The sequence below is a fragment of the Roseateles sp. genome (genome assembly GCF_039595295.1).
Taxonomy (GTDB): Bacteria; Pseudomonadota; Gammaproteobacteria; order Burkholderiales; family Burkholderiaceae_C; genus Roseateles.
In genome coordinates, this window is the sequence record NZ_JBCNLU010000009.1 from 120832 (window position 1) to 142678 (window position 21847).

The window sequence follows — 21847 nt, forward strand, 5'->3', positions numbered from 1 at the left end:
GGCCATCGGCCCCCTTGTTCATTGGTTTTGGCCTCAGCCCTTCTTCTTCAGCAGCGCCTCGCAAGCCCCCTTGTCGGAAGCCTCCTGCTTGGCGCACACCCCATCCAGCTGCGTCCGCAGCCGCGTCAGCGCCGCATCATGCTGGCCGCTGGCATTCCACGTCACCAGCTGGCTCCCCACCTTCTGCAGCGAGCGCGCGCTGCGCTCATAGAAGGCGCCCTTGTCCTTCTCCGCCTCGGTCAGCAGCTGCGCCGCCGCCTTCTCGATCCGCGCCGAATCCTGTGGCGCCAGCTCCACCAGCGCGCTCAGATAGTTCGAGCCCCACTGCAGCCGGGTCGCGGGACCCTCGCTCTTGTTGAAGGCCTCTTCATACCAGCGCAGCGCCTCTTCCTTGCGGCCCTGCTTGCGCGCGTTGCCGCCGAGCTGGCTCATCAGGTAATACGGGCTGTGGCTCTTCGCGATGGACGACTTCAGCAGCGCATCGCTGTCGCTCCACAACCCGGCGCGCCCCAGCAGATAAGCGGCGGAGGTGATCACCGCCTGACGCTCGTAGCCGTCGGTGATCTCCTTGTCGGCCTGCGCGGCGTGCGCCTTGACCTCGGCCTGCAGGGCGGCGGGCAGCTTGGGGTTGAGCGCATTGCGATCCTGGTCCAGACGGGCCAGCTCGACCCGCGCCACCAGCGACTGCAGGCGGTCCGCGCGCGACAGCGACCCATCGCCCTGGAAGCGCTTGAGCACCCCGTCGAACTTGCCGATCAGCGCCTGACGATCCGCGCCGGCGGCCGGCGTCAGCGCGCGCACGATGTCGTCGGCGTTGTTGGTCAGCACGTCGGTCTGCGCGCGCGCGCTCGCCGGATCGGCCAGCACCTTCTCGACACGTCCGCGCAGCGCGGCATCCGCCTTCAGCGCGCCGCCGCCTTCGGTCGAGGCCAGCGCCTTCAGCCACAACCGGGTGGTGGTCTCGTCGTCGATGCCCTGGCTCGCTGCGGCCAGCTTGGCCAGCAGCGCCGGACGCTGCGCGGCGGGCACCAGTTGCTGCTCGTCGGTCTCCCAGGAATAGAAGCCCAGCAGCTTCCATTCATTGGCGCTGAGCTTTTTGCCGGCTTGCGCGTCGGCCAGCACCGTCTTGACCGGACGACCGCCGGCCAGGCCCAGCTGCAGCACGCGCAGCACCTGCGGCGCGTCGACCTCGCCCGGCAGACGGGTCAGCTCCTGGCCGTCGTTGTTGAACAGGATCATGGTCGGATAGCCGCGCACCTTGAAGCGCGCGCCCAGGCGCTGCGCGCCGGGGTTGTCGCCGTCGATGTGGACCGCGACCACGGCGCGCGACTGCTCGATGAAGTCGGCGCGGTTGAACAGCGTGGCCTTGAGCTGGTTGCACGGCGGGCACCACTTGGCGCCCCAGTACAGCAGCACGGGCTTCTTTTCGCCGCGGGCCTGGGTGAAGGCGCGTTCGATGTCGGCGTCGCCGGAGGCTTCCTGCCACGCCACCGAAGCCGTGGCGCTGGACGCCGAGGCGGCGGCCATGGCCGAGGGCATCAGCGCGGGTGCCAGACCGGCGAAGGACAGGGCGGCGGCAAGGACGGACAAGCGCAGGCGGCGGTGCATCGAGGCGGTGGTGGTCATGGTCGTCGCCGGCCTCGTGAGCCGGTCATGGCGGGTGAAGGGAAACGGACCCGCGCGACTGGCGCACAGGCCCGGGGCCGGCAGCGCGGTCGCTGCGGCGAACGGAGATTGTGGCGCCCAAAACAAGCCGGCGATATGCGGGTGGGTTCTAAGCAGCTGCGGGCTGTGCGCGTTGGCGAACAGGTGGATCCGTCCATGAGGAAGCGCCACTACGGCGCTCTTCCTCTACTTGACGAGGTTTCCGATGGACAGCGCTGGACTTGGGGCGATCAACGCGCACGTATTCTTCAAGGAGGTGGCCGCAGCGGAAGAAGTGAGCGCTGGGTCCGCGGAACTGGCGGAGTTCCAGCAAAAGATTGATCACTGGAGCGCCACCTTGCCCGCCCATGTGATTCAAGCGATCCGAAACGCGCGCATACAGTTCGTGGGCGTGGATGCGAACGCCCATCCCTTTTCCAGTTCCTTCGCAGGCGGCGGGTGGAGCGGTCCACGGGCCCGCTTTCACGGTGCAGGCCGACGCATCGAGATCGATGCGAATCCGGATGACTGGAACCTCCTGCTGTCTAAAGTTCTCCAGGAGCGTCACACGCAGGAACTGGGGAAGTGGGTGCCGCCGCTATACATCGCCGTGGGTCAGGCCGTGCATGCCGCGCTCAACCCCAGCTATTGGGACCAGGAACGTTATCCGGAGCGAGCCAAGCCCGGGATCTACGGGAGCGATCCCATCCTCCGGGAGAGCTGGGACGCCGGCTGGCATATCGGCAACGCACTCCTCGGCGGAGCGCCGTCGCGACCGGAGCACGAGCCTCATCGGCATTGGTACGGCCTCATCCAGGGCAACGCCGTCCTGGTCTGAGGGCGCAGCAGCAGGGCCGCACCTTGAGGGGCTTCAGGCCTCGCCCAGCAAGTCCTGACCCTCGTCCACGGGCGGAGGCTCCGGTGTCGCCTTGGCCAGCGCCATCCAGGTCCCGAAGTCCGGCCGCATCGCGCGGCGAGGCGCGGGCCGGCCCAGCTCGAAACGCAGGCCCTCGCCCCCGGCGAGTTCATGTGCGAACAGCACGCCGAAGGCAGGCGGGATCTCCTCCACTGTCGCGATGCCGGCCCGCAGCACGTACCAGCACTGCCCGCTGAGCGCGAGATACGCTTGCGCCTTGGCCGGCCGGCGCAGTTCCGACAGCAGGTCGGCGCGGCTGACCTTGATCTCGTGGACGGCCGGTTCGAGGTAGTCCTCGACCGTGGTGTTGCGGACCGAATAGACGTCCGGCATCGCATTCACCCATTGCAGCCGCTCCGGGTCGTCCTCGCGCGGCAGGCCCGCACGCAGCGACAGCCCGCGCCAGACGACGCGACCCGCGCGTTGTAGCTCCGTCGCCATGCGGGCGACCAAATCCTCATGCCGATCCCGCGCCGCGCGGTTCTTGCGGAGCCCCAGGTGCAGGACCTCGACCCCCGGCGCGGTCAAATGCAAGGTCTCCCGACCTTGCGGATCCAACCGCCGTTCCAGCCAGCCCAGCGCCAGCAGCTCGATCTCCAGCATGTCCTGGCAGGGCCAGCCCGCCGAGCGCCACAGCTGACGCAATCGGCGGATCTGCAGAACGGTGGGACGCGCGGCGGACTCGGACATGCGGCGATCTTGCCGCAGTGTCCGGACGCCGCGCGTCAGCAGGGACGGGCGTTCAGCGATCCTTGCGCAGGATGCCCTGGGGCTGTGCGTCGCTGCCGAGCATCAGCACGGTGTACAGCCCGTTCGCCTGGGAAGCGAAGCTGTCGTTCTTGTACAGCGGCGTCGGCGAGCCCGGGCCGCTGACCGTCAGCAGCGACGAGGCGCTTGGCGTGAACGTCCCCGAGCCGTAGCTGCCCGGCGCCACTGAAGAGGCCACTTGGCTGTAGTTCAGGTTCAGCGTCAGGGCTTGGCTCAGGCCGTTGAGCAGTCGAAGCCGCGCCTGGCCCGCGGTGGCGGGCAAGCGGTTGTCGTCGCTCATCAGGCTGATCGTGGGAGCGCTGATCTCGCCGCGCATCAGCACCGTGTAGTCGCCGCCCGGGGCGAAGGACGAGAAGCTGTGCGAGAAGGGAAACCCGCCGGCAAAGCCGTTCAGATCCTGAGCGCCCGAGCGAACCAGGCGGTACTCGCCGATGGTGGGCGAGACGGTGCCGAAACTCATCAGCGACTGGCCGTCCAGCGTGGCATGGACGCCGCCCGATGCAAACGCCGTCACCAGTCGCACGCGCGCCATGGTGTTGTCCAGACGGGTCAGCGCGCCGCGCTGCTCGAGCATCAGGCCGTGGACCAGCATGCCCGAGCCGCTGCCGCGCAGGATCAGTGTCGCGACCTTGCCGGAGGCCAGCTCCACCGCCGGCAGGTCCAGACGCAGATCCTCGCGACGGTCCGCATCCGTGACGCGGATGCGGTAGCGACCGGCCGTCTGCGTCACGTAGCCGGTGCTCTGGCCGCCGTCGATCTCGCGGCCGCCGAAGGCCTGCGCGTCGTTCAGCACCGTGTCGGGCGCGGTCACGAACACCCTCAGCTTGCCGGCGTCCGGCGCCAGGTTCATCACCATCAGCTTGCTCTGGCCGGAGGCCGGCTCGGTCTGGTCCTCCTGCAGCAACATGGTCTGGGCCCTGCCTGATCCGCCGTAGGCGATCAGCGTGTAGCGCGTGTCCTTCGCCAGCGTGACGGGCAAGGACGCGAGGGTTGCGCCACCGCTCGCGCCGCGTACCTGCAGCGTCGCGACGCCGGCCTTGCGGCCGCCGTACTCGCCGAGCGATAGCGTGGCGACATTCCTGGACAGTTCGTCCTTGTCGGAGGTCAGGTCGACCGTGCCCAGGTCGGGGCTGGCGTTGAGCAGCCGCAGCCGCGCGTCGTCTTCAGAGCCGCTGCCGCAGGCGGTCAGCGCGGTGGCCACCGTCGCCATCAGGACGAGGCGGGAGAGAGGGAGTCGTTCAAGCAGTCGCATGGTCGGTGTCGTGGCGCCGCCGGGTCGCGGGCCGGAAGTCATGAGAACCTCGACAGCCTAGGAAGTGCCACGCGATCTGGCACTGACCGGAACCAGTGCAATGGTGAGCGCCTTCCAGCGAAGTGAGCAGGACACTGACTCGAAGTGACGGAAGGTGCCGCTCGTTCGAACAAAAAAAGGCCACGCCTCGGGAGAGGACGTGGCCAACAGGGAGTCTGCCGGGATCGTTGTTGGACAGGCCGCCCGGGCGGCCCGTCGCCGGATCAGGCGCCGCGACGGGTGTGTCGGCAGAGCGGTCCGGCGCTCGCGTCGGGGATCACCGTTCCTTGCGGAGCGAGCCCACCATCGAGGTGTTGTCGCCCATGACGAAGACCGTGTAGACGCCGTTGGCCTGGATGGCCAGCGAGCTCAGGCTGTAGATCGGCGTCGCCGAGGCCGGTGAGTTCACCGTCAGCAGCGAGGAGGTCGTCGCGGCGGTCGTCGTCGGCGTGGACGAGGTTCCCGCCAGCACGTTCGAGGCCAGCGCGCTGTAGTCGACGTTCAGCGTCAGACCGGCGGTGGTGTTGGCCACGCCGTTGATCAGGCGGATCTTGGCGGCGCTGGAGGTCGTGGGCAGCTTGTTGTCGTCGGTCAGCACCGTCAGCTGGGGCGAGGTGGCCGGACCCCAGACCATCAGCGTGTAGTCGCCGCCGGCGGTCAGCGTCGGGAAGCTCGACACCGGCAGTTGCACGCCATTGACGAAGATCGTCGGCGCGGTCGATCCGGTGGCCAGGGTCTGGTAGTCGCCGATGGTCGGCGCGGTCGAGGCGGGCAGCAGCTGGGTCGAGCCGATCGAGCCGGCCACCAGCGCATTGCCGCCGACCGCGGCCACCAGACGAGCGCGGGCGGTGCTGTTCAGGAAGTTGGTCGTGGCGCCTTGCTGGATCAGCTGGATGCCGTTGACCAGCACGCCGCCGGAGGAGCCCGTCAGCACCAGCGTCGACACGCCGGCCGAGGGCAGGGTGATGCTGGGGATGTCCAGGCGCAGGTCGGACTTGTTGCCGCTGGCGGTCAGGCGCACGCGCAGCGTGCCGCTGTTGAAGGTCAGGTAGCCGCTGCCCGAGCCGGCGGAGATCGCCGAGGCCGAGGTCGACGCGCCGTCCAGCGAGTCGGTGGTGCCGGTGACGTAGACGTCCAGCGCGCCGGCGTCGGGGGCCAGGTTCAGGATCAGCAGCTTGGACTTGCCGGAGGCCGGGACTTCCTGATCCTCCTGCAGCAGCGTGGTGCGGACCGAGCCGGCCGCGCCGTACGCGATCATCGTGTAGTGGCTGCCCGAAGCCAGCGACGGCGTCGTCGACGCCAGCGTGCTGCCCACCGAGTTGCTCTGCACTTCCGTGCCGGTGGCGCCGGTGTTGATGTCGGCGTAGCTGCCGACGTTGGCGTAGGTCACCGCGCTGTTGACGGTGGTGCTGTCGACCGCCATGTCCAGCGACGGATAGCCGATGCTCGCATTCAGCAGACGCATCTGCGCCTTGCTGTCGCTGCCGCCGCCGCCGCAGGCGGACATCAGGGCCGCGGTGGCCAGACCCAGGCCCCAGGCCCATTGATTGAATCGCATCGTCCTACTCCAAATGTGGATGGCGGGATTGAACGGGGGGCGTGTTGCTACGGCTTGTGGCGGCATGCCGTGTTTGTGAAGTTGCATATCAAGCGCGACACAGAGTTGCCCGTCCATTGCCGTCCGGCGAGCGAGATGCCGCGGATCCCGTTGCCCATCGCATGTCGGGGCCGACACGACGTCGGCGAGGAACCCTCCGAGGGTCTTCCCGCATGCGGCCGCCACTTGGGCGAGTCCCTCTAAACGCGCGCGTGAACGCGGCGCTAGCATCCGCGCGATGAACGCCTATCCACAGCTGCTGTCGCCCCTGGACCTGGGTTTCACGACCCTGAAGAACCGCGTGCTCATGGGCAGCATGCACACGGGGCTTGAAGACTCGCGCAAGCATGTCGAGCGCCTGGCCGAGTACTTCGCCGAGCGCGCGCGCGGCGGCGTCGGCCTGATCGTGACCGGCGGCTACGCGCCCAACATCGCGGGCTGGGCCAAGCCTTTCGCGGGGACGCTGGCTACCGGCGGCGCGGCCCGCCGCCATCAGGCGATCACGCGCGCGGTCCACACCGAGGGCGGCAAGATCGCGCTGCAGATCCTGCACACCGGACGCTACGGCTACCACCCGTTCAACGTGTCGGCCTCGGCGCTGAAGTCGCCGATCTCGCCCTTCACGCCGCATGCGCTGAGCGAGCGCGGCATCGAGCGCCAGATCAAGGCCTTCGTCCGATGCGCCGTGCTGGCGCGCGAGGCCGGCTACGACGGCGTCGAGGTGATGGGCTCGGAGGGCTACTTCATCAACCAGTTCCTGGCCGCGGCCACGAACCAGCGCACCGACGGCTGGGGCGGCGACTACGCCAACCGCATGCGTCTGCCGGTCGAGATCCTGACCCGCATGCGCGAGGCCGTGGGACCGGACTTCATCATCATCTACCGCCTGTCGATGCTGGACCTGGTGCCCGGCGGCAGCGATTGGGACGAGGTGCTGCAGCTCGCGCGTGCCGCGACGCGTGCGGGCGCCACCATCCTCAACACCGGCATCGGCTGGCACGAGGCCCGCATCCCGACCATCGCCACCAGCGTGCCGCGCGCCGGCTTCGCCTGGGTCACGAAGAAGCTGCGCGACCAGCTGCGCGCCGAGGGCCTGGATATCCCGCTGGTGACCAGCAACCGCATCAACACGCCCGAGGTGGCCGAGTCCGTGCTGGCCGACGGCTCGGCCGACATGGTCTCGATGGCGCGCCCGCTGCTGGCCGATCCGGCCTTCGTCCGCAAGGCCGCCGAGAACCGCGCCGACGAAATCAACACCTGCATCGCCTGCAACCAGGCGTGCCTGGATCACGTGTTCAAGCAGGAGGTCGCGTCCTGCCTGGTGAATCCGCGCGCGGGTCACGAGACGCTGCTGCGCATCGTGCCGGTCCAGTCCACCGCCAAACGCAAGCGCGTCGCCGTGGTGGGCGCGGGACCGGCTGGCCTGGCCGCCGCGACCACGCTGGCCGAGCGCGGCCATGAGGTCGCGCTGTTCGACTCGGCGTCGGAGATCGGCGGCCAGTTCAACCTGGCCAAGCGCGTGCCGGGCAAGGAGGAGTTCCACGAGACGCTGCGCTACTTCAAGCGCCGGCTGGAGCTGCTCGGCGTGGCGCCGCGCCTGGGCCGGCGCATTGCGGCGGACGAGCTGATGGATTACGACGAGGTGCTGCTCGCCACCGGCGTGACGCCGCGCGATCCGCGCATCGCCGGCCAGGACGAGGGCATCGCGCGGGGTCAGGTCTTGAGCTATCTGCAGGTGCTGCGCGGTGAGAAGCCGGTGGGCCGGCGGGTCGCGGTGATCGGCGCGGGCGGCATCGGCTTCGACGTGTCGGAGTTCCTGCTGGAGCAGGGCCACTCGCTGGCGCTGGACGCGCCGGCCTGGCGGCGTCATTGGGGCGTGGGCGATCCGGCCGACGCGCGGGGCGGGCTGGTCAGGCCCGAGCCGGAGAAGGCCGAGCGCGAGATCACGCTGCTGCAGCGCCGGGCCGGCAAGCTGGGGTCAGGTCTTGGCAAGACCACCGGCTGGATCCATCGCGCGGCGCTGAAGACGCACGGTGTACGGATGGTCGGCGGCGTGAACTACGAGCGCATCGATGAACAGGGCTTGTGGCTCAGCCGCGGAGAGGCGCGCGGCGACCCCGAGTTGCTCTCCTGTGACACCATCGTGCTGTGCGCCGGCCAGGAGCCGCTGCGCGAGCTCGAGGCGCCGCTGCGCGCGGCGGGCCGGTCGGTGCATCTGATCGGCGGTTCGCTCGAGGCCAAAGAATTGGACGCAAAGCGTGCAATCCTGCAGGGAACGACGGTCGCGGCCTCCCTGTAAACCCTATCGGCCCCTCAAGCCGGGCGCCGATACTCCGAAGGTCGTGCGAGAGGGAACGCCTGTGATCCGCGGGCGGCCGATGAGGGGGCCAGTTGTTGCCCCTCCCACATACCAACAATGCCTGGCACCGATCCAGGTGTGACACATGCGCCTTCGCCTGAACCGTCGTTGGGGACGCCTGAACGTGTCCGCGCTGTCGCTGGCTTGCTTGAGCTGGCCGGCGGGGGCGCACGCGTCCGGCGCGGCCGTCGCCGCTTCGGCGTCCGCCACGCCGGGCTCGACGGGCGCCGCGGTCACGTCCATGGCGGCCCGTCTTCCCGACTGGATCGATTCGGGCAGCACCGTGTTCTGGCTGGGCGCCGGCTGCGTGATCGGCGGCCTGGCGATGGGCGTGATGGTCAGCCTGTTCGTGCAGCAACGCGGTCGGCTGCAGCGTCGCCGCGAGGAGCTCAAGCGCGTGCGCCGCGAGCGGGCCCGCCTGAGCGCGCTTCTCAACGCCATCCCCGACCCGATGTACTTCAAGGACGCCAGCGGCGCCTATGAGGGTTGCAATCCCGCTTTCGAGCGCGCCGTCGGTCTGACCGAGAGCGAGCTGATCGGCCGCCGCGACGCCGACCTGCCGAATCCGCCGGGCTGGGTGGACACGCAATCCGACGGCCGCAGCCTGGTCTGGCAGAACGACGATTCCGGCAGCGACGCGCAGTCGCGCTGCCTGGATGTGCTGAGCGCGCGGGTGCGCGACGACGATGACGAATATCTGGGCCAGGTCGCCATCGCGCGCGACGTGACCCAGCTGCAGCGCGCCACCGAAGCCGCGCGCCGCGCTGCGACGGTGTACGAGCATTGCGGCGAAGGGATCATGGTCATCGACCATCAGCTGCGCATCTGCGACGTCAATCCGGCGATGGTGGCGATGATCGGTCACGACCGCCAGACACTGCTGGGCAAGCGCCCGCTGCTGCTGCGCGACAGCGAGCAGGACCCCGAGAAGCTGCGCGCGCTGTGGGCGCAGGTCGAGGCCACCGGCAAGTGGAGCGGCGAGGTCACCGAGCGCCACAAGAGCGGCGACTCCATTCCGATGTGGGCGACCTTCGTGAAGGTGCCGTCGCCGTCGGGCGATCCGGAGCAGGTGCAGTACCTGAGCGTCCTGACCGACATCTCGCGCATCAAGCAGACGGAGGCCGAGCTGCTGCACCAGTCGCTGCATGACGCGCTGACCGGGCTGCCCAATGCGGCGCTGCTGCGGGACCGCATCGCGCGCCAGGTCGGCAACGCGCAGCGCGAGCACACCTGCGTGGCCGTGCTCTACATCGACCTGGACGGCTTCCGGGACGTCAACGACATCGCCGGTCATGCGGCCGGGGACCAGGTCCTGCTGACTGCGGCCGCACGTTTCGCCAATGTGACGCGGCTGAGCGATTCGGTCGCGCGGGTGGGCTCGGACGAGTTCGTGGTCGTGCTGTCCGGGCTGGTCGACGAAGAGACCGCGATGCGGCTGGGCGATCGGCTGATCCAGGCGATGGACGAGCCCATCGTCATCGACCATCACCGATTCAATGTCGGCGCGAGCATCGGGCTGGCGCTGTTCCCGGCCGACGGCACGCATGTGGACGAGCTGCTGCGCAATGCCGAGGTCGCGATGGTGCGAGCCAAGCTGCATGCGCGCGGATCGGTGCAGGCCTATCGGCCGGAGCTGACGCAGGCGGTGCAGCACCGCTTCGAGCTGACGCATGCGCTGCGCCAGGCCAATGAGGCGGCGCAGTTCCGCATCGAGTACCAACCGCAGGTGCGGCTGAGCGACGGCCAGCTGATCGGTGCCGAGGCGCTACTGCGCTGGCGGCATCCGACCCGGGGGCCGATCTCGCCGGCGGACTTCATTCCGCTGGCGGAGGAGACCGGGCTGATCATCCCGATCGGCCGCTGGGTGCTGGAGCAGGCCTGCGCGCAGGTGGCGCGGTGGCAGGGCCAGGAGGGCAAGCCGCAACAGGTGGCGGTGAATGTCTCGGCGCGGCAGTTGCGGCAGCCGGATTTCATCGAGACCCTGGACTACATCCTGGCCGAGACCGGCTGCCCGGCGAGCGCGCTGGAGCTGGAGGTGACCGAGAGCCTGCTGCTGGAGGATGCGGAGCAGGCCATCAGCCTGATGACGCGATTGCACAAGCGCGGCGTGCGGGTGGCGATCGACGATTTCGGGACCGGGTATTCGTCGCTGGCGTATCTGAAGCGGATGCCGGTTCGGACGCTGAAGATCGACCGCAGCTTCGTGCATGAGTTGGGCAGCGACGCCAACGTCAATGCGATCGCGCGCACGGTGATCGTGCTGGCGCGGAGTCTGAATCTGGACGTGCTGGCTGAGGGTGTGGAGACGATGGAGCAGGCCGAGTGGCTGCGCCGCGAGGGCTGTGACTGGGCGCAGGGCTGGTACTATGGCCGGCCGATGCTGGCCGAGGACTTTGTCGTCACCCCGCCGCCGGAGCCGCTGCGGCGTGCGCCGGTGAAGCGGTTGCAGTTGGCTTGAGGGCGCATCTGGCTGCTCAGTTGGCATGAGGGCGCGATCTGGCCCCTCGCCCGCTTGCGGGAGAGGGGTTGGGGTGAGGGCGGTGGCAGGCAGCGAGCCTCGACCCCAGCGGCCGTCGCCCAACCCCCTTGCTCCGACGGGCGCTCTGGCCACTCGACGGCCCTCACCCCAACCCCTCTCCCACTTCGCGGGCGAGGGGCTACTGGCACCGCGCATCACATGGGGCGCCGTACGCGTTACAGCCACTTCATCCTCACCACACAGCCCGCTGAAAGACTGCGTCATCCGTTGCACTTCCCGACGATTCGAAGCCCGCATTCATGTTGCGGTGCAGCAGAGTCGTCCTAAGCTGTCCGCATGACCGTGGCCCTGCACCCCGCGCTGAGCGACCCCACCCCCTTCCTGCCCTTCTGGCTGCTCTTCACCCGCCTGGGCGAAGCCCAAGTGCTCGCGCCCCTGGCCGTCATCGCGCTACTGGGCCTCTGGGCCTGCCCAGCGCAGCGCGACGTCGCCAAGCGCTGGTTGCCCGCCTTCGCCGCAGCGCTCGCGCTCACCCTGAGCTCCAAGGTGGCCTTCATGGGCTGGGGCATCGGCAGCGCCGCCTGGGACTTCACCGGCTTCTCCGGCCACGCGATGAGCGCCGCCTCGGTGCTCCCATTGATCGCCTGGCTCGGCCTGCAAGCATCGACCTCGGCCCCGATCCGCGCCATCGGCCTGCTGCTGTCGCTCGCGCTCGCCGCCGTCATCGCCTATTCCCGTCTTCCCGTGGGCGCGCATTCGCCGTCGGAAGCGGTGCTTGGATTCCTGCTCGGCGCGACGGTCAGCGGCATCGCGCTCGCCCAGCCGCTGCGGGCCGCGCTCGCCGGCGCGTCCTCATCCGACGCCTCCCCGGCCCGCGTCCTGCGCCGCAGCGCGCTGCTGGCACTGGGCATGGCGGCGATCCTTTCGATCGCACCCTGGGCCAGCCCGCCGACGCGCAGTCACGAGTGGGTGACCGCCCTCAGCCTCAAGCTGTCCGGGCGTCAGATGCCGTTCACGCGTCCCCTTCTGCATCGCCGTGCCGGCGAGGCACCGATCCTGGCGTCGGCACGGCCGCCCGCTCGCTGATGCAGACATTCCATTCGCGGGCGCTGAGCTCGCGCACCTCCAGCCCGCGCCGAAGGACGTAACTCGAGTCATGCCAGCTCTCGACCGGACCGGCCGCCGTGCGTCGCGGGCGACCCCAGAGCCCGACTTCGCGGCTGGGATCCGGGTTGCCGAAGCTGCTGCCGGTGTCGACGAAGCCGCTGGGCCATTCGCTGTCGAGACCGCTGTCGAGTTGGCTGTCGCTGCCGTCGTTTGAACGACCGCCGGCGCGGCCGCCGCCGCCTGCCAGCGGCCTGGACGCGGCGCGCGGTGGAGGAGGGTGCTGAGACCTGGACTTCATCTCTGGACTCCGGGGACCTGGGGAGGAGGCACTCCATGGTGAGCTTCTTGCCCCGGCGCCGGGAGCCCGCAGATGGAGGGGCCGGCGGGGGAGGACAACCCCCCCTTGAAACCGCTTGATCCGAGCGGCGGTGTGTGGAATGCACGCGTGCGCACCACCGGGCATCGCCGCCAGCACCGCGCCGGCACCTCGCTGGTGCCGCTCCCGTCCCGCGGCGCCGTCCCAGGCCGCCAGCGGCCGCCTCGCGCCAGACGCGTCGCCGCGACGGCTGTCGCCGGGATCGGGCTCAGATCGGCAAGGCGCTCGTGTGCTTGACCTCCTCCATGACCGCATAGGTCCGGGTCTCGCGCACGCCGGGCAGGGTCCAGATGGACGTGCCGATGAACTCCCGGTACGCCGTCATGTCCGCCACCCGCGTCTTGAGCAGGTAATCGAAGCCGCCCGCCACCAGGTGGCATTCGAGGATCTCCGGCCGCGACTGCACCGCCGCCCGGAAGTTGTCCATGACGTCGTGCACCGTGCGATCGAGCAGGATCTCGATGAACACCAGCATCTGCGCGCCCAGCTTGGCGGGGTTCAGTCGCGCCTCGTAGCCCAGGATGTAGCCGTCCCGCGTCAAGCGCTTGACCCGTTCCAGCACGGCAGTGGGGGACAGGTGGACCTCCTCCGCCAGCTTCTGGTTGCTGATGCGCCCATCCAGCTGCAGCACGCGCAGAATGCGCAGGTCAATCTTGTCCAGGTCGTCGGCGCTCATGGTGGCTCCAGACCGGATTTCCTCCGGTCGATATGGCAATCATCCGAATTTAATCCAGGACGAACCTCTCTAGAGTCGCGCCGTTCACTATGGGGCCGGCCATGAACGGTCCCACATCCGATTCGAGGACCCCATGACCGCCTTCCCGTTGACCCCGGAAATCTCCCGCCTGCCCGACCCGTACCGCGAGGAACTCCCGCTGGTGCATGCGCTCGCCGCCGAGCTGAGCACGCTGAACTGGGCCGCGGTGATCGATCAGGCGCGGCCCTGGGTGCGCCAGGTGCGCGCGAACCCCGCGCCCTTCTGGGCCATGGAATCGCTGCTGCGCGAGTACCCCATCACCAGCGCCGAGGGCCTGGCGCTGATGCGTCTGGCCGAGGCGCTGCTGCGCGTCCCCGACGCCGAGACCGCCATCGCCCTGACCGCCGACCAGCTCGGGCGCGCCGATTTCGACGGCGGCTCCGACGGCCCGCACAAGATGCTGGCCGGCCTGGCGGCGAGCGCGATCTCTCTGTCCAAGAAGTTCCTGCCCGACGCCGAGTCCGACTCCGGCCTGATGAAGCGCCTGGGCGCGCAGACCGTGGTCGCCGCGACGGTGCGCGCGATCCAGCTGCTGGGCCGACAGTTCGTGCTGGGCCGCAACATCCAGGAAGCGATGAAGGAAGCCGACGCCGCCCGCAAGGTGCAGGCGCAGTTGCGCTTCTCCTACGACATGCTGGGCGAGGGCGCCCGGACCGAGAAGGACGCCGAGCGCTATCAGGCCTCGTACCTGAACGCGATCGCTGCCATCGCCGGCGGCCGCAAGGCCGAGTCGCCCGAAGCCAGCGACGGCATCTCGATCAAGCTGTCGGCGCTGTTCTCTCGTTATGAGGTGCTGCAGCGCGAGCGCGTCTATGCCGAGCTGCTGCCGCGCGTGTGGCAGCTGGTCGAGAAGGCCGCGCAGGCCAACATCAACCTGACCATTGACGCCGAGGAAGTGGACCGGCTGGAGATGTCGCTGGACCTGCTGGACGTGCTGGCCGAGCGCATCGCCAAGCACTTCCCCCAATGGCGCGGCTTCGGCCTGGCCGTGCAGGCCTACCAGACCCGCGCCCGCGATGTGGTCGAGGCGGTCGCCGCCATCGCCCGCAAGCACGGTCTGCGCTTCATGGTGCGTCTGGTCAAGGGCGCCTATTGGGACGGCGAGATCAAGCGCGCCCAGGAGCAGGGCCTGTCGTGCTATCCCGTCTACACGCACAAGCCGCACACCGACGTCTCCTACCTGGCCTGCGCGCAGGCGCTGCTGAAGCATCACGACGTCATCTATCCGCAGTTCGCGAGCCACAACGCCGGCACCATCGCCGCGATCCTGGCGATGGCGCGCACGCTGGGCGCCAAGTTCGAGATGCAGCGCCTGCACGGCATGGGCGAGGGCGTCTACCGCGAAGTGCTCAAGGACGGCTCCATCCCCTGCCGCGTCTACGCGCCGGTCGGCGAGCACCGCGACCTGCTGGCCTATCTGGTCCGCCGCCTGCTGGAGAACGGCGCCAACTCGTCCTTCGTCCACCAGTTGGCCGATCCGACCGTCGCGCCGGAAGAGTTGCTGGCGTCGCCGCTGACGCTGATCCAGGAATCCTCCAATCTGCCGCTGCCGGTCGATCTGTACCGCGACGCGGCCGGTCAAGGCCGCGACAACTCTTCGGGCCTGGACCTGGCGGTGCCGGAGCAGCGCCAGCCGCTGCTCGACGCGCTGGCGCAATGCAGCGTCCCGGTGCTGATCGAGGACACGCCCGAAGCCGTGGACGCCGCGATGGCGCGCCTGCAAACCGGCTTCGCCGGCTGGAACGCGACGCCGGTGGCCCAGCGCGCCGCCGTGCTGCGCCGCGCTGCCGACGCGTTGCAGGCGCAGCTGCCGCAGTACTGCGCGTTGCTGGTCAAGGAGGCTTACAAGAGCCTGGGCGACGCGATCAGCGAAGTCCGCGAGGCCATCGATTTCATGCGCTATTACGCCGATGAGGCGGAGCGTCTGGCCGCCGACGGCGTCACCCTGAACGGGCGCGGCGTCTTCGTCTGCATCTCGCCGTGGAACTTCCCGCTGGCGATCTTCGCCGGCCAGGTCGTCGCGGCGCTGGCCGCGGGCAACGCGGTCGCTGCCAAGCCTGCCGAGCAGACCCCGGCCATCGCGCGCGATTGCGTCGCGCTGCTGCATGCCGCGGGCGTGCCCGAGGATGCGCTGCAGCTGCTGCACGGCCAGGGCGAGACCGTGGGCGCGCGCCTGGTCGCCGCGCCGCAAACGGCGGGCGTGTGCTTCACCGGCTCGACGCAGGTGGCGCAGATCATCAACCGCCAGCTGGCGGCCAAGCCGGGCGCCACGGCGCTGCCGCTGATCGCCGAAACCGGCGGTCTGAACGCGATGATCGTGGACTCGACGGCGCTGCCCGAGCAGGTCATCGACGCGGTCGTGCAATCGGCCTTCCGCAGCGCGGGGCAGCGCTGCTCGGCGCTGCGTCTGCTGGCGGTGCATGAGGCGGTGGCCGACGGCGTCGTCGAGATGCTGCGCGGCGCGGTCAAGGAGCTGCGTGTCGGCGACACGGCCGACCTGGCCACCGACGTCGGTCCGCTGATCGACGACGAGGCCTTCCAGGCCATCTCCGCCGACGTGCAGCGCCTCAAGCGCGAGGCCACGCTGATCGCCGAGGCCACCATCGCCGACGCGCGTCCGCGCCTGCTGCCGCCGGTGGCGGTGGAGCTGCCCAGCATCGCCTCGCTGAAGAAGGAGATCTTCGGCCCGGTGCTGCATGTGGTGCGCTGGGGCGGCGACGTCGACGGCGTGGTCCGCGAGATCAACGCGCTGGGCTACGGCCTGACGCTGGGCATCCAGACCCGCATCGACAGCCGCGCGCTGCGTCTGGCCTCGGAGGCCCGCATCGGCAACGTCTACGTGAACCGCAACATCATCGGCGCGGTGGTGGGCGTGCAGCCCTTCGGCGGCGAAGGCATGTCGGGCACGGGCCCGAAGGCCGGCGGTCCGCATTACCTGCTGCGCTTCGTCGCGCAGCCGGGTGCTGAATCGACCGAGACGGCGGCCGGCGAGAGCGCCTCGCTGACCACGACCGGCGCGGGCGCCGATCTCGCGCCGCTGTTCGATGCGCACAAGGCCTGGGCCGAGCGCGGCGTCGACGAGCGCGCCACGGCGCTGGAGCGCTCGGCCGCCGGCCAGCCGCCGGTGGTGGCGGGCGCGTGGCGCGACTTCGCGGCGGGCGCGCGCCGCGGGCTCAACGATGTCGAGCTGCCCGGCCCGACCGGCGAGAGCAACGAGCTCCGCCTGCATGGCCGCGGCGTGTTCGCAGTGCTGGCCGAGGGCGCCTCGCAGCAGGAGCTGGCGCGCGCGCTGGGCGCGGCGCTGGTGGCGGGCAATGCGGTGGCGGTAGTCGGCGGCGGCGATGCAGCGCGCGACCTGCGCAACGCGCTGATGCGCGGCGGCGTCGATGCGGCGGCGATCGCGCTGCTGCCGGTGGATCAGCTCGATGCGGTGCTGCGCGCGCCGTTGCTGGCCGGGGTCGTGGCGCCGGCGGCGCTGCGTCGCACGGCGCAGCGCGCGCTGGCCTCGCGTGACGGCGCTATCCTGCCGGTGGTGCCGATGGTGGAGCTGGCCGATGCGCGTCAGCTCTACCGCTTCGTCGCCGAGCAGACGCTGACCATCAATACGGCGGCTGCCGGCGGGAACGCGGCGCTGCTGGCGGGCGTGCACTGATCCGGCAGGCCCCCGAGGCGCCGCCGCTGGGCGCGCCGCCATGGATGCCGCCGGTCCTGCCGGCGTCGCGTCCGTCGATCCGCCACCAGCCGGTGCGCGGCAGCACGCAGACCTCGCCGGTGCGCAGCCGGCGCGGTTCCGACCAGCAGTGATCGGCCCACAGGCGCGGCGCGTCCTCGACGCAGACCTCGCCCTCGTGGACGTGCAGCACCGTGCCGCGGGCGAGCTTCAGCAGCGCCCATTGGCCGGGCACGAGCGAGAGCTCCCTCAGCCCGCCCACCTCGAACACCGCACTCGACGCCGCATCCGATGCGGCATCCGACGCCGCGCTCGGCGCCGCCTTCGAAGCGATACGCGACGCCGGTCTCGGCACGACGGCGCGCTCGGACCCGCGCGCGGTGTGACGCCAAGGGAAGGGCAGGGGCAGCAGTCGCAGAACAGCATTGATGAGCATGGCTGATCGCCCGGGCAGGGCGCCTCGTGTGGAACGTCGGGAGCCAGTGTTCCGGCGCGCGACCGGCGCGAACAGGCACAGCGCGGTTCTTTGTTCTCCATAACAGCGCGGGCAAGCCCGCTGTTCCGTATCGACTGAGCGCCCGCTGTTGCGGTCCGTGTCGCGCGCACGGCGCAGAATCCCGCGCATGCCGACGTCCGCGACCGTGTCCCAGCCCTCGACTTCCGACCCGCTCTACGCGCAGGTCGCCGCGCATTACCGCCACGCCATTGACAGCGGCACGCTGCCGCCCGGCAGCCGCATGCCCTCGGTGCGTACGCTGATGGGGCTGCATCACGTCAGCCTCAGCACGGCCTTGCAGGCCTGCCGGCTGCTCGAGAGCCAGGGCCTGCTGCAAGCCCGACAGCGCGCCGGCTACTTCGTCAGCGCGCCGCGTGCCGCGCGCCTGGCCCGCGCCGCCGAGCCGCGCCAGACGCAGGCGGACCCGGCGCGCTTCGTCGGCGTGCATGAACGCATTTCGGAGATCCTCACGCGCGGCATCTCGGCCAAGGTCAGCGTCAACCTGAGCGGCGCCTGCGCGCATCCCTCGATGTACCCGGCCAAGGTGCTCGCGCTGCAGGCGCAGCGGCTGCTGCGCCGCCGGCCCGAGGTGCTGAGCACCCAGCCCGAGCCGCAAGGCCTGCTGGCGCTGCGCACGGCGCTGGCGCGGCAGGCGCTGGGCGCGAGTATTCAGCTGCGGCCCGAGCAGATCCTCATCACCCACGGCTGCACCGAGGCGCTGGGCATCGCGCTGCGCGCGGTGACGCAACCGGGCGACGCGGTGGCCGTCGAGTCGCCGACCTACTACGGGCTGCTGCAGATCCTGGAGAGCCTCGGTCTGCGCGCGCTGGAGATCCCGACCAGCCCGCACACCGGCCTGTCGGTCGAGGCGCTGGAGGACGCCGCCGCGCGCGAGCCGCGGCTCAAGGCGGTGGTCGTCGTGCCCAACCTGCAGAACCCGTTGGGCGCGGTGATGCCCGACGCGGCCAAGCAGGCGCTGCTCGCCTGCTGCGAAGCGCGCGATCTGGCGCTCATCGAGGACGACACCTATGCGCTGCTGTGCGACACGCCGCAGCGCGCGGTGAAGTCCTGGGACACGACGGGGCGGGTGATCTTCTGCTCCTCGCTGCACAAGACGGTGGCGCCGGGCATGCGGGTGGGCTGGATGTCGGCGGGGCGCTGGCAGTCGCGGGTCGAGATCCTCAAGTACGCGCAGAGCCGGCCCAACGAGATGCTCAGCCAGGCCGTGCTCGCCGAGTTCCTGGCCGGGGGCCAGATCGACAGACACCTGCGCACGCTGCGGGCCAAGCTCGCGCAGCAACGCGAGCAGATGGCCGCCGCCATCGCCGATCACTTGCCGCGCGGCACGCGGCTGAGCATGCCCCGCGGCGGGCCCAGCCTGTGGGTCGAGCTGCCCGAGGGGCTGTCCTCGCTGACGCTGTTCGACGCAGCGCTGGAGAAGGGCATCCGGCTCGGACCGGGGCTGATGTACTCGAACTCGAATCGCTTCGACAGCTTCGTGCGCATCAACGCCGGCATCCCGATGGACGACGCGCAGCGCGCCGGCATCGCGACGCTGGGCGAGCTGTGCGACTCCATGCTGCAGAGGGGCCGCGGGCGCGCCGACTAAACTCCCGGCTCTATGAGTTCCTGCATCGCATTCATCGGCGGCGGCAACATGGCCGGCGCCATCCTCGGCGGGCTGCGCCGCGCCGGTCATCCGGCCGAGGACCTGCTGGTGGTCGAGCCCTTCGAGGCCCAGCGCGAGCGCCTGGCCGCGGAGCACGGCATCCGTCCGCTGGCCGCGGCCGACGCGTCGCTGGCGCGGGCCGGCGCGGTGATCTGGGCCGTCAAGCCGCAGCTGTTCCAGGAGGCCGTCGCGCCCGTGGCGCCGCATGTGAGCGGCGCGCTGCAGCTGTCGGTGATGGCGGGTCTGCGCAGCGACGCGGTCGCGCGCGCCACCGGCTCGGACCGCGTGGTGCGCGGCATGCCCAACACGCCGGCGCTGATCGGCGCGGGCATCACCGGGCTCTTCGCCCGCGAGGCCGCGACCGCCCGGGACCGCGCGCGGGTCGAGCAGATCCTGGCGCCGACCGGTCGCACGCTGTGGGTCCCGAGCGAGGAAGACCTCGACACGGTGACCGCGCTGTCGGGCTCGGGGCCGGCCTACTTCTTCTTCCTGGTCGAGCACATGGTCGCCGCCGCGCAGGCGCTGGGCCTGGACGAGGCCAAGGCGCGCGAACTCGCGCTGGCCACCTGCGCCGGCGCCGCCGCGCTGGCGCTGCACTCGGGCGAGCCGCCCGCGCAGTTGCGCGAGAAGGTCACGTCCAAGGGCGGCACCACGCATGCCGCGATCACCAGCCTGCAGGCCGACGAGGTCGGCGCCGCGATCGAACGCGCGGTGATCGCCGCGCATCGCCGCGCGCAGGAGCTGGGCGACGAGTTCGGGAAGGCCTGAGCGCTCCCGCCGCGACAGCGTCGGACCTGCCGATGCGTGCCCTTCAGACAGATTGACGGATTGACTTCGACCGATGGGGATAGCCGATCGCTGGGGTCTGCGCGCGTGGCTGAGCGCGCCGGGCTCGTTGAGCAAGCGTCTGGCCGCGACCGGCCGTCGCTATGAGGTGCAGGTGCTGCGCCAGACCGTCGCGCCGCTGCGCCTGCAGGAGCGCGCCGCGCTGGGCCTGCCGCCGCGCGGGCTGACGGTGGTGCGCGAGGTGCTGTTGCGCGTCGACGGGAAGCCGCTCGTGTGGGCGCGCTCGGCGGTACACGGCGACTCGCTCAAGGGCCCGTGGAAGGCGGTGAACGGGCTGGGCAGCCGGCCGCTCGGGCACCTGCTCTACGACGATCCCCGTATCCATCGCAGCGAGCTGCGACCGCGCCGCGTGACGCGTCACGGCGCGACCTGGCATCAGATGGCGGCGCAATGGCTGGCGGCCACCGGCACCGAGCCGCCCGCCCAGATGCAGTGGTCGCGCAACTCGGTGTTCACGCGGCACGGCAAGCAGCTGCGGGTGATGGAGCTGTTCGTCCCTGACGTCGCCCTGCGCGATCCCGGGCCGCTGCGGCGCAAGACCAGGACGCGGCGCTGAAGCAGGCCGCGCGGAGCTCCTCATGTCCGATTCCAAGCCTCCTGTCCCCGATGCCGCAGCCGCTGCGGCCGCCGCCAAGCCTTCTGCACTGGCACGTGGAAAGGAGGGCTTCCGCCGATGGCTGCTGGCCTTGCGCCCGGCGCCGATGCGCGTGGATGCGCGCGAGCGGCTGCGGGTGGTGGCCGGTGCCGTCGTCGGCCTGCTGCTGACGGCGCTGTTCACCGAATGGGTGGCGCGGCACACGCCGCATGCGCCGGGCCTGCCGTGGCTGGTGGCGCCGCTGGGCGCCAGCGCGGTGCTGGTTTTCGGCGTGCCGGCCAGTCCGCTGGCGCAGCCCTGGGCGGTGGTGATGGGCAACACCGCCTCGGCGCTGGTGGGCATCGCCTGCGTGCACCTCTTCGGCGACGTGCCGGAATTGGCCGCCGCGATCGCGGTCGGCTCGGCAATCGGGCTGATGTTCCTGCTGCGCTGCCTGCATCCGCCCGGCGGCGCGGCCGCGCTGCTGATGGTGTTGGCGGGCGTGCGGGATTGGCAGTTCGCGCTGGACCCGGTGCTGGTGAATTCGCTGGCCATGGTGGCCGCGGGCATGGTCTACAACAGCGTGTCGGGTCGCCGTTATCCGCATCCGCAGATCGCGGCGCCGGTGGCGCCCAAGCAGGCCGGCGCGCCGGCCTTCAGCGGCGCGGACCTGGAGACGGTGCTCGCGCATTACAACCAGGTGGTCGACCTGCCCGAGGACGACCTGCGCGCGATCGTCGACGAGGCCGGCCTGCTGGCCGCGCGCCGCCGCCTGAACACGCTGCGCTGCGAGGACGTGATGTCGCGCGATCTGAAGGTCGTCGAGTGGGGCACCTCGCTGCAGGAGGCGTGGTCGCTGCTGCGCGAGCATCACATCAAGGCCTTGCCGGTGGTGGACCGGGCGCGGCGGGTGATCGGGATCGTCACGCTGGCGGACTTCATGCGCGGCTCGGCGCTGGACGATCACGCGGACTGGGCGACCCGGCTGCGCCAGCTGATCCGCCCGACGCCGACCACGCACAGCGACAAGCCCGAAGTCGTGGGCCAGATCATGAGCCGCCAGGTGCGCGTGGCCAGCGCGGATCGTCCGCTGGCGGACCTGGTGCCGATGTTCGCGGATACCGGGCATCACCACATCCCCATCGTCGGGGACGAGGCGCGATTGGTCGGGATCCTGACGCAGTCGGACCTGGTGGCGGCGTTGGCGAAGGTGGACGGGCTCTAAGGTCGCGCTCAGGTCCGAGCGCTAGACTGCGCCGGCTCCGGCCCGCGAGGCCGGTCGTCGTGACCTTCACAGA

Annotated in this window: 14 protein-coding genes and 1 pseudogene; 9 read left to right on the forward strand and 6 right to left on the reverse strand. The window is 70.4% G+C overall.

Annotated features, from left to right (window positions below):
- Window positions 1-33 precede the first annotated feature (33 nt).
- Window positions 34-1626 (reverse strand): thioredoxin fold domain-containing protein, encoded by a 1593-nt coding sequence (locus ABDW59_RS09495; protein ID WP_343629454.1) that lies wholly within the window; start codon window positions 1624-1626, stop codon window positions 34-36.
- A gap of 244 nt (window positions 1627-1870) precedes the next feature.
- Here ABDW59_RS09495 and ABDW59_RS09500 point away from each other — a divergent pair, with 244 nt between their 5' ends.
- On the forward strand, window positions 1871-2482 hold the full coding sequence (locus ABDW59_RS09500; protein ID WP_343629455.1) for a hypothetical protein: 612 nt from the start codon (window positions 1871-1873) through the stop codon (window positions 2480-2482).
- A gap of 33 nt (window positions 2483-2515) precedes the next feature.
- On the opposite strand, the gene ABDW59_RS09505 is transcribed toward ABDW59_RS09500, so the two are convergent.
- From ABDW59_RS09505 to ABDW59_RS09515, 3 genes are all read right to left on the reverse strand, one after another.
- Window positions 2516-3250, reverse strand: a complete 735-nt coding sequence (locus ABDW59_RS09505) for a hypothetical protein (protein ID WP_343629456.1) — start codon at window positions 3248-3250, stop codon at window positions 2516-2518.
- Between the two features lie 52 nt (window positions 3251-3302).
- Window positions 3303-4580 (reverse strand): DUF4397 domain-containing protein, encoded by a 1278-nt coding sequence (locus ABDW59_RS09510; protein ID WP_343629458.1) that lies wholly within the window; start codon window positions 4578-4580, stop codon window positions 3303-3305.
- A 316-nt stretch (window positions 4581-4896) separates the two neighbouring features.
- Window positions 4897-6177 (reverse strand): DUF4397 domain-containing protein, encoded by a 1281-nt coding sequence (locus ABDW59_RS09515; RefSeq protein ID WP_343629459.1) that lies wholly within the window; start codon window positions 6175-6177, stop codon window positions 4897-4899.
- 277 nt (window positions 6178-6454) lie between these two features.
- On the opposite strand from ABDW59_RS09515, the gene ABDW59_RS09520 reads away from it, so the two are divergent.
- The 3 genes from ABDW59_RS09520 (at window position 6455) to ABDW59_RS09530 (ending at window position 12140) form a co-directional block, all read left to right on the forward strand.
- Complete coding sequence (locus ABDW59_RS09520; RefSeq protein ID WP_343629460.1) at window positions 6455-8515, forward strand: NADPH-dependent 2,4-dienoyl-CoA reductase; 2061 nt, start codon at window positions 6455-6457, stop codon at window positions 8513-8515.
- Between the two features lie 145 nt (window positions 8516-8660).
- A complete protein-coding gene (locus ABDW59_RS09525) occupies window positions 8661-11033 on the forward strand; it encodes an EAL domain-containing protein (RefSeq protein ID WP_343629461.1) in 2373 nt (790 codons plus the stop codon).
- 357 nt (window positions 11034-11390) lie between these two features.
- Entirely contained in the window at window positions 11391-12140 is a 750-nt protein-coding gene (locus ABDW59_RS09530; RefSeq protein WP_343629462.1) for a phosphatase PAP2 family protein, read from the forward strand.
- 605 nt (window positions 12141-12745) lie between these two features.
- Here ABDW59_RS09530 and ABDW59_RS09535 read toward each other — a convergent pair.
- A complete protein-coding gene (locus ABDW59_RS09535; protein ID WP_343629463.1) occupies window positions 12746-13213 on the reverse strand; it encodes an Lrp/AsnC ligand binding domain-containing protein in 468 nt (155 codons plus the stop codon).
- 133 nt (window positions 13214-13346) lie between these two features.
- On the opposite strand from ABDW59_RS09535, the pseudogene putA reads away from it, so the two are divergent.
- Window positions 13347-16250 (forward strand): annotated as a pseudogene (gene putA, locus ABDW59_RS09540) (bifunctional proline dehydrogenase/L-glutamate gamma-semialdehyde dehydrogenase PutA); the annotation flags it as partial.
- A 643-nt stretch (window positions 16251-16893) separates the two neighbouring features.
- Here the strand turns inward: putA and ABDW59_RS09545 are convergent.
- Entirely contained in the window at window positions 16894-17400 is a 507-nt protein-coding gene (locus ABDW59_RS09545) for a hypothetical protein (protein ID WP_343629464.1), read from the reverse strand.
- Between the two features lie 187 nt (window positions 17401-17587).
- On the opposite strand from ABDW59_RS09545, the gene ABDW59_RS09550 reads away from it, so the two are divergent.
- From ABDW59_RS09550 to ABDW59_RS09565, 4 genes are all read left to right on the forward strand, one after another.
- Entirely contained in the window at window positions 17588-19069 is a 1482-nt protein-coding gene (locus tag ABDW59_RS09550) for a PLP-dependent aminotransferase family protein (protein ID WP_343629465.1), read from the forward strand.
- Window positions 19070-19081: 12 nt separating this feature from the next.
- Complete coding sequence (gene proC / locus ABDW59_RS09555) at window positions 19082-19897, forward strand: pyrroline-5-carboxylate reductase (RefSeq protein WP_343629466.1); 816 nt, start codon at window positions 19082-19084, stop codon at window positions 19895-19897.
- 73 nt (window positions 19898-19970) lie between these two features.
- On the forward strand, window positions 19971-20531 hold the full coding sequence (locus ABDW59_RS09560) for a chorismate lyase (RefSeq protein WP_343629467.1): 561 nt from the start codon (window positions 19971-19973) through the stop codon (window positions 20529-20531).
- A gap of 145 nt (window positions 20532-20676) precedes the next feature.
- Window positions 20677-21774: an HPP family protein gene (locus ABDW59_RS09565; RefSeq protein ID WP_343629518.1), complete on the forward strand. Its 1098-nt coding sequence runs from the start codon at window positions 20677-20679 to the stop codon at window positions 21772-21774.
- Window positions 21775-21847: the final 73 nt, after the last annotated feature.

Coding starts and splice junctions, on each gene's coding strand:
- ABDW59_RS09535 (WP_343629463.1), bottom strand. CDS start 13,213: ATGAGCGCCGACGACCTGGACAAGATTGACCTGCGCATTCTGCGCGTG.
- ABDW59_RS09550 (WP_343629465.1), top strand. CDS start 17,588: ATGCCGACGTCCGCGACCGTGTCCCAGCCCTCGACTTCCGACCCGCTC.
- ABDW59_RS09545 (WP_343629464.1), bottom strand. CDS start 17,400: ATGCTCATCAATGCTGTTCTGCGACTGCTGCCCCTGCCCTTCCCTTGG.
- ABDW59_RS09515 (WP_343629459.1), bottom strand. CDS start 6,177: ATGCGATTCAATCAATGGGCCTGGGGCCTGGGTCTGGCCACCGCGGCC.
- proC (WP_343629466.1), top strand. CDS start 19,082: ATGAGTTCCTGCATCGCATTCATCGGCGGCGGCAACATGGCCGGCGCC.
- ABDW59_RS09500 (WP_343629455.1), top strand. CDS start 1,871: ATGGACAGCGCTGGACTTGGGGCGATCAACGCGCACGTATTCTTCAAG.
- ABDW59_RS09530 (WP_343629462.1), top strand. CDS start 11,391: ATGACCGTGGCCCTGCACCCCGCGCTGAGCGACCCCACCCCCTTCCTG.
- ABDW59_RS09510 (WP_343629458.1), bottom strand. CDS start 4,580: ATGCGACTGCTTGAACGACTCCCTCTCTCCCGCCTCGTCCTGATGGCG.
- ABDW59_RS09505 (WP_343629456.1), bottom strand. CDS start 3,250: ATGTCCGAGTCCGCCGCGCGTCCCACCGTTCTGCAGATCCGCCGATTG.
- ABDW59_RS09520 (WP_343629460.1), top strand. CDS start 6,455: ATGAACGCCTATCCACAGCTGCTGTCGCCCCTGGACCTGGGTTTCACG.
- ABDW59_RS09565 (WP_343629518.1), top strand. CDS start 20,677: ATGCGCGTGGATGCGCGCGAGCGGCTGCGGGTGGTGGCCGGTGCCGTC.
- ABDW59_RS09560 (WP_343629467.1), top strand. CDS start 19,971: ATGGGGATAGCCGATCGCTGGGGTCTGCGCGCGTGGCTGAGCGCGCCG.
- ABDW59_RS09525 (WP_343629461.1), top strand. CDS start 8,661: ATGCGCCTTCGCCTGAACCGTCGTTGGGGACGCCTGAACGTGTCCGCG.
- ABDW59_RS09495 (WP_343629454.1), bottom strand. CDS start 1,626: ATGACCACCACCGCCTCGATGCACCGCCGCCTGCGCTTGTCCGTCCTT.